Annotated in this window: 11 protein-coding genes; 6 read left to right on the top strand and 5 right to left on the bottom strand. The window is 35.1% G+C overall.

Annotated elements, in window-relative coordinates:
* Window positions 1–107: 107 nt before the first annotated feature.
* The 5 genes from ACKI5B_RS13335 to ACKI5B_RS13315 all read right to left on the bottom strand — a co-directional run bounded on the left by ACKI5B_RS13335 (window position 108) and on the right by ACKI5B_RS13315 (window position 3,284).
* Window positions 108–521, bottom strand: a complete 414-nt coding sequence (locus ACKI5B_RS13335; protein WP_407429584.1) for a hypothetical protein — start codon at window positions 519–521, stop codon at window positions 108–110.
* A gap of 76 nt (window positions 522–597) precedes the next feature.
* Entirely contained in the window at window positions 598–1,233 is a 636-nt protein-coding gene (locus ACKI5B_RS13330; RefSeq protein ID WP_407429582.1) for an AAA family ATPase, read from the bottom strand.
* On the bottom strand, window positions 1,208–1,984 hold the full coding sequence (locus tag ACKI5B_RS13325) for a hypothetical protein (RefSeq protein ID WP_407429580.1): 777 nt from the start codon (window positions 1,982–1,984) through the stop codon (window positions 1,208–1,210). The genes ACKI5B_RS13330 and ACKI5B_RS13325 overlap by 26 nt, the downstream gene beginning before the upstream one ends.
* A 60-nt stretch (window positions 1,985–2,044) precedes the next feature.
* Complete coding sequence (locus ACKI5B_RS13320) at window positions 2,045–2,455, bottom strand: hypothetical protein (protein WP_407429578.1); 411 nt, start codon at window positions 2,453–2,455, stop codon at window positions 2,045–2,047.
* A 103-nt stretch (window positions 2,456–2,558) separates the two neighbouring features.
* A complete protein-coding gene (locus ACKI5B_RS13315) occupies window positions 2,559–3,284 on the bottom strand; it encodes a uracil-DNA glycosylase family protein (RefSeq protein ID WP_407429576.1) in 726 nt (241 codons plus the stop codon).
* 94 nt (window positions 3,285–3,378) lie between these two features.
* On the opposite strand from ACKI5B_RS13315, the gene ACKI5B_RS13310 reads away from it, so the two are divergent.
* The 6 genes from ACKI5B_RS13310 to ACKI5B_RS13285 all read left to right on the top strand — a co-directional run bounded on the left by ACKI5B_RS13310 (window position 3,379) and on the right by ACKI5B_RS13285 (window position 7,274).
* Window positions 3,379–4,404: a helix-turn-helix transcriptional regulator gene (locus ACKI5B_RS13310; protein WP_407429575.1), complete on the top strand. Its 1,026-nt coding sequence runs from the start codon at window positions 3,379–3,381 to the stop codon at window positions 4,402–4,404.
* A gap of 141 nt (window positions 4,405–4,545) precedes the next feature.
* On the top strand, window positions 4,546–5,037 hold the full coding sequence (locus ACKI5B_RS13305; RefSeq protein ID WP_407429573.1) for a type III toxin-antitoxin system ToxN/AbiQ family toxin: 492 nt from the start codon (window positions 4,546–4,548) through the stop codon (window positions 5,035–5,037).
* Between the two features lie 35 nt (window positions 5,038–5,072).
* Window positions 5,073–6,038, top strand: coding sequence for an ATP-binding protein (locus ACKI5B_RS13300; protein ID WP_407429571.1), 966 nt, complete (start codon window positions 5,073–5,075; stop codon window positions 6,036–6,038).
* A 341-nt stretch (window positions 6,039–6,379) separates the two neighbouring features.
* A complete protein-coding gene (locus ACKI5B_RS13295; protein ID WP_407429569.1) occupies window positions 6,380–6,763 on the top strand; it encodes a hypothetical protein in 384 nt (127 codons plus the stop codon).
* Window positions 6,764–6,782: 19 nt separating this feature from the next.
* The gene (locus ACKI5B_RS13290; protein ID WP_407429567.1) at window positions 6,783–6,914 is read left to right on the top strand and encodes a zinc-ribbon domain-containing protein; all 132 of its coding nucleotides are present in this window, start codon (window positions 6,783–6,785) and stop codon (window positions 6,912–6,914) included.
* A 78-nt stretch (window positions 6,915–6,992) separates the two neighbouring features.
* The gene (locus tag ACKI5B_RS13285; protein WP_407429565.1) at window positions 6,993–7,274 is read left to right on the top strand and encodes a hypothetical protein; all 282 of its coding nucleotides are present in this window, start codon (window positions 6,993–6,995) and stop codon (window positions 7,272–7,274) included.
* The last annotated feature ends 164 nt before the right edge of the window (window positions 7,275–7,438 follow it).

Genomic DNA, 7,438 nt, shown 5'->3' with positions numbered 1-7,438 from the left:
GAAAGTTTTTCCATTCAGTTCGGCTTTTTAAGAATTTTTCTTTATCCATAATTTCCTCCTGATGATTTTAATTCTAGTATTTCTTACTATCATTTAACGATAGCTGATTATTTAAAATTAAGGCCTGAATTAATTCTTTTTATCACATTATCTGTTTCTTTTTCTGACAGCCCCAAGTCATGGCTCATTACTTCTATATATCCAACATCTTCAAAACTGAATAACTCTTCTACAAAAGCTTTTAAGACAGTCAATCGCAGTTTATACATTTCAACAACGAGATTGATTAAATCTTCTGTCAGATCTTCAGCTTTTAGCAGCTGCAACTTATGTTCCCATATAATGCATCTTTTCCTATTCTTACAATAAAAAATCAAGAGTCCTTTCTTGAACTGCTTTTCAATGTTTCTTATTGATAAATTGGAAAACATCGGCATCTTTTTTACATATCCGCTGATTAGTTGTGGTACTTTAAAGCCGCAAAAATCTATATTACCAAACGAAACAAGATAAGCGTTCATGCACAAATACATACAGTGTTTTTGTACTTTTTTCTTTTTCTTCCGCCTACTCATCTTCGACTGCCTGTCTTGCAAATTAGTCACCCATTCTATCAATTAGTGCTATGACTTTTATAACATCATTCTCACTTGGGTAAATTCCGATAAGACAGTTTGGAATCTTCTTGTTAGAAATCTTATGCCAATTAATCTCTTTACATATTTCTACAATGCATTGTTTTTCGTCCACCTGTTTTAACAATCCTTCAAAATGATTTGAAACATTTCTATTTGATTTATTAAAATCTTTAATCAAGCACAATTCTGGAAATTTGAATTCCTGCAGATGATTCTTAAAACTTTCAAATGAATCGTATTGCTTTGTGTCTATCTGCCAGAAATTATTCCCACTTCTCTCAAGCCGATGCTTAATAATGATTGATCCTTCATTATTTTCTTTGCCGTAACAGAGAGTGACTTCTGCAAAATCATACGGTTTTCTTGTTTTATTACCGTGAAAAATGATTGTTTCAGGAGTGTTGTCCGTACCATCAGTATCAAGCAAAGTCCAATTTATAGCATTAAGAAGATTTGATTTTCCAAATTTTGGCGGGCCGGCTACAATATTCAAGTGAGGTGAAAAATCCACATGTACCCGGTTGTAGAAATTCTTATAGCCTTCAATATCCATATATTTCAGAAAAATCTTATTCATTTCCATTGCTCTTTCCATAAAGAAATCTTGTCATCATTAGATAAATGCATACAAACGGAATGGTACTTCCGACAGCAATTACTGCGTTATTGAAAAACGATTCTTCAAAGCATAATTTTTCAAACATCATATCTTTTACCATTCCGCTTCCGAAATGACATAAACATACAACCAGACTACCAACCAGATAATTTCTGATTTTTTTAATTTCAAAAGCAATGTCTTTGTTCAATTCGACTGTTGTAACCAAATTATCATTTTCAATAACGGCTTGTTTATCAGAAATAATTCCAGCATTTTCTTTGTATGCTATATTCTGCTTCTGTACATTTAACTTATCTTGATTGAATTTATTACTTACTTCAATTTTTCTTTTTACTCCATTTTCCAGAAATAAAATAAGGAAGTACAACAAAAGCCAAAAATAGATAAGGAATCCAATAAGGAAGGCTTCTTTGTTAGGCAATCGGTCTGTAAGTCGTTTGTAGAGTTGAACACAAAAAAGCTGTTCCTGAATATTGTTTGCTAACAAAGAGAAACGGACAGAATGGATTTGCAAAATTAAAACCTCTATCGTCAGGTATGGAATATTATACGAAAAAATCTCACAGACATGATTGACACATTTTCGCGGATTTAAAAAGCAGAAAATAAAACAAACTGCAAATATACTTCCTATCAATATTTCTTCCATGAGCTTCGGAAATGGCAATAATAGCAAAACAAACAAAAAGACCAGCGAATTTTCAATAATCAGTTTCTTATTCATATTTGCCTCCCAGACAGTAATACTCAAAGCATTTTATTTCAAAATGCTTTGAGTTATAAACTACAATTTCAGTTTCTTTGCTATAGCTTGAATGTCTTTTTTGTAAAGCCAAATACCCATTACTGGATTCTGCTGATAATAGGCTCTGCCGGAGAGAAAACCAACGATAGAAGTATTTTTCTGATCTTCAATTATGTAAATAACATCACCACTTTCCATGAACGGCTTATTGTTTATTACGGATTTACCACCTTCATCAGAAGTGACTTTTGTACCAGTAGAAGTGAATTTTGATTTTGGAATTGTAATGCGGGTTATGTAGCCACCGAGTAAAGTTTCTTCAATTACAATAAAGTCACCATTTAAAGTTACAGTGCAAGGCGTTTTATCAGCTGTCTTTAGTGTAAAAGACTGAGCGAAGACTGCTGTTGCTATAAACAGCAAAACCAACAAAGAAATAAGTTTTTTCATAATTCCTCCTATCGCTACTTTTTAGCAGCAATGTTTCAGTGTTAGTTCACTTATAACACATGCTACTATCATTTCGCGATAGTGGAGGAAAGGATTTTTTTATTTACTTTTTAGATGCTTTTTTGTATGCATTTATAATACATGTAACATAATCATGCCCAGAATCTTCACCGCCTTTTCTAGAAGGATGAAATGCATCAATAAGAATCATATTATCTTTTTTATATACATCTGCATTCCATTGGCCTGATATAGTGGGAATAGCTTTATCTGTTATTTTAAAATCTTCCTTGAAGAATTGAAAAGTATAACCAAAAATAATTACATCTGGTTTATATATATCAATTTGTTCAAACAGGATTTTTTTCCATATAGCATAGCAAGTCCGTATATGGTCATTAGGGCTTATCGTATTTGCTGGCATCTTACTGATATTTATATAAGCAGTTTTCTTTAATTCTTCTGCCATTTCTGAATTATTCTCTATATAGTCCAATTCTTTCCATTTTAAATTATTTCGTATGGCATAGTTAATTTGAATCATAAGCTTCCACATATCTTGGTCTTTCCAAACATTTGTGTTTTTAAAGTGTTCTGTAAAGTACCAATCTCCACCACGAGCTTTTCCTGTTGAGGTGAAATCATCATAAGGTTCTTTCAAAATCCACATAATTTTAGGATTTGAACTTATATATGCTTTTATATCAGCAACTCCATCATAAATAGGCATAAGCAAGGGTTTTTGCTTTATTAGATTATTTTCTTTAGCATGGTTGAAAATTTTATCATGCATTTCTGTTTGCCGTTTTGTAAGTTCCTTTTCATTCATATTACAAGTATATCATACATTTAGAAGTGCATAATGAAAAGTTTTCTAATTTCCACTATCACCAAATGATAGTAAGTCATGCTATAATATCCGTATGAAAATGGAAAAGAACATGCCTGAACGCACATTGAATAAAAAAATGCTTGAACGTCTCATTATCATTCACAACGCAATTAAGGCTGGAATGTATCCGGATGTTCCAAGGCTCCAAAAGCTATACTGTGAACAGACTGGTTATAGTAAGGTTGGAGAAGCAACAATTTACCGTGATATTGATTTGCTCCGAACATATTTTCATGCGCCACTCGAGTTTGACAGGGAGAAAGGCGGGTATTATTATTTTGATGAAAAATGGGATTTTGTCCTGAATAATATTTCCACGGAAGATGTGTTTTATCTTTCTGCCGCCAAGACTCTTCTTTCAAGTTTTGAGGGAAGCCCGATTTACAACTCGATTTCTGATGCTATCAACTTCGTAACAGATACACAGGGATTTGGAAAAAGTTCACTTTTAAAACGAATTGCTGTTGCTCCAGCCCCAAAAATCAATATAGATGAAATCGTTTGGAAAAAACTTCTTGAAGCAATCCGCAATAATTATGTTGTTGAATTTGACTATAACGGTCGCTGGAACACAGAAACATCTCACAGAAAAGTTGCTCCCTATCAGTTTCTTTTTGATGACGGTTCATGTTTCATTTTTGGATATTCTTATGAACGAAATGCAGAGCGGATTTTTTCTTTAAGCAGAATCAAAAATCTTGAAGTTACTTCAGAACACTTTGATTTACCGGAAAATTTTGATTTCTCATCTCGTTGTGGTGGCGGTAAGTTCGGAATCTTTATGAGCGATAAAGCTGTAGATTTTGTAATTGATTTATATAACGACGCCAGAGAAATCGTCAAAGAAAGGATTTTAGCAGATAATCAGAAAGTCACGAATTTTGAAGAAGAAGAGAGAACTCGTGTAGAGTTTTCTTCAACTCAAACTCTCAGAGTGATGGAATGGATTCTATCGCAAGGCTCTCATGCCGTTCCTATTTCTCCAGATTGGTTTGTTGATAACTGGAAATTGACGGTAGAAACTATGATGAAACGAGTTAATGGGATTTTTGATTGAGAATGTTAATAACATCAAACTCTAAATCATCTCTTGACTGCACAAGTATTCTGCATTATATTCTAACTATAAGGATATCGCACCTTTGACTGCGAAATTTATACGGCCGAGGCAGTTTTTATTGCTTCGGCGCTTTTTTTTATGGCAGACTTAGAAATCTACGAAATCGATTCAGCTTATATTGAATATCTTTCTGCATTTGAAGAGCATCTTTTCAGGAACAAAAAGGTAACTCAAGACTTCTCTCGAAAATATATTGGAATTATACTTGAAATTGAAGGATTCAAATATTTTGCGCCCCTTTCATCTTTTAAACCCAAACACAAACGACTTTGCGAAACTGACGATTTTATCAAGATTGGTGTCTATGCCGTTATCAATTTGAATAATATGTTTCCTGCTCCTATAAATATCTGTAAACCTGTTCTTATTTCTGACATAAAGAACGAGCATTATAAAAACCTTATAAGAGCCGAATACCGTATCATTAAACAGAAATCTGAACAAATTGTAAGCAATGCAAGAATAGTTTATGACCATAAGCTTATAAATGACGGAAAATCAAAGCTAAGCCAACGGTGCAATAATTTTAAATTGCTTGAAGAAAAATGCAGAGAGTACAAAAGTAAATAGCAAATTGCGACAGCAATTTACCTTACATCGGGGCGTTGCGGGGTGTCCCCGCTAGAAGGGGTAGCGTAAGACCGCTTGCGGGCTGGAGCGAGGGGAAGGCTTTCCCCTTTGTATTTTTCAGTGTAATTCCACCGGTTTCAATTCCGGCTGACAACCTTGCGACAATCAAAGAATATACAAAGAAGATTGCAGAAAGCCTGCACGTTTGCGGTTTGATGAACATGCAGTACGCAATTGAAAATGGAAAGGTTTATGTAATTGAAGCTAACCCTCGTGCAAGCCGCACTGTGCCTCTCGTATCAAAGGTTTGTGACACTCAGATGGCCCGCCTTGCAACTCGAATGATGCTTGGTGAATCTTTGGAAAGCCTCGGCCTCAAAGACAAGAAGATTCCTTACTACGGAGCAAAAGAGGCAGTATTGCCATGGGCTCGCTTCCCTGGCGTTGACCCAATCCTCGGACCTGAAATGCGTTCTACAGGTGAAGTTCTTGGTTTGGCTGAAAACTTCCCACTGGCATTCTATAAATCACAGGAAGCTGCAGGAAGTGAACTTCCACATGCACCGGCTGCCTGGGAAAATAAAAAGGTTTTGATTTCTTTGAGCAACAAGGAAGGCCAGAAAGATCAGGTTCTTGAAATCGGAAAGACTTTGAAGAATCTTGGCTTCACACTGGTTGGAACTCAGGGCACAGCAGACTTCTACAACGCAAACGGAATTAAGTGCGATGTGGTTAATAAAATCGGAGCAGGCCGCCCGGATGTAAATGACCTGATCATGAATAAGGATGTCTGTCTGGTAATCAACACACCAAAGGCAAAGCGCAACTACGCTGAAGACCGCAAGACAATCCGCAAGGCTTGTTTGAAGTATAAGGTTTCTTATATAACGACTATTGCCGGGGCGCTGGCTGCGGTTAAGGGAATTGATGCTACCAAGAACGGCAATGCTGGTGTAGGCGGAGTAAAATCTCTGCAGGAATACCATGCGTTGATTCGCTAACGCTCATCAAGCATACGAGTTTTAATTTGCTCGCGAGGCTCGCATTTTTGCTTCGCAAAAAACATTAAAACTCGCGCTAACTTGAACGCTGGTTCTGCCTTTTGGGCCTTCGCAACATAGTTGCTCGGAGACTCGCTAAAAACAGTCCACCGGACTGTTTTTGCCCTGCTCCGCAGTGCCGCTTCCTAGGACCGGCGATTTTTATTTATTCATTTTATCTAATGCTTTGTTTAAAATCCTACGCACATCATTAACAACTTCTTCGGTAATTTGCAAAATGAATAATATGATGGTACACTTTTAAGTTGAAAGTATTTAATGATTGGACTTTCAATTCATTCATGGTAGATATTTTTATGAAAAATAAAATTATTTTTGTGAGTTTGAACATATCATATCCTGCTTTTTGGAAAGGTACAGGAAGAGAGAATCTTTACGAATGTACAAGAAAATATTGGCGGGTGAACAAAAAGAAAGCTTGTGAAGCCGATTACATTGCTGGTGTATATAAAGGAGATATAGTTTCAATTTACAAAATAAAGAAAGACTCCTGGAATCTGGTAAAAGAGCAGCCCCTATTGTTGAAAGAAAAGGAGGTTTTAGAACATCCTGAATATAAAAGTAGATATTCTGTCGAAAGTGAAAATGGTGAAAAAGAAGCGCTTGAGCTGAAAAGAAAATATCTGACATTCAGACTTTATGGAAGTGTCGGATATAATTATTGATGAGATGGAAAAATAAGATATGTTCTGTAAGTATTGTGGAAACCAAATTCTTGAGAATTCTAACTTTTGTTCAAAATGTGGAAATAAACTTACTATCACTAAAAGCCCATTACTTAATCCCAAGTTGACAGAAAATAGTGGGCTTCTTTGAAATCAAAAAATAATAATTTCTCTTATCGGCATTTTGCTCTTAGCGGAACTTGCTTTATGTTGTTTTCAGATATATAAAGTGACAGATTCCTCAGAAATGTTGAGTTATTTTCAAGAAGAAGCGGCAAGTGCACAATATATGGCAGATTCTTATTACTCCACAAAAACAAAAGCACAGGAAAGAATTTCTGGCAAAGATTTTGGACGGGCTATACGAGATGCAGAAGCAAATCAAGCTTGGGAATATGTAAGTTTTGCTGAAAAAGAGCTGAGAAAAAATATTATTTTGTTGGTTCTTTTTATCATTGTTTTTTTAGTAACCGTGTTGGCTTTGATAAAAACAACAAGAAAATTTAAATAAAATTAGTGGAGAGATTATGTTTTGTAGAAATTGCGGAAATAAATTAAAAGTCTCCGCAATAAAACCTAAAAGAACGCACCATCAAAGTGCGTTCTTTTTCATAAGCCAACTTACTTTTAAATCACTATTATAATCCCTCTGCCTCTTTAACGATGTCTCCTACT

It is taken from the genome of Treponema sp., assembly GCF_045657965.1.
Taxonomy (GTDB): Bacteria; Spirochaetota; Spirochaetia; order Treponematales; family Treponemataceae; genus Treponema_D.
The sequence above is the reverse complement of the archived record's forward strand: the minus strand, read 5'-3'. Positions and strand labels throughout refer to the sequence as shown.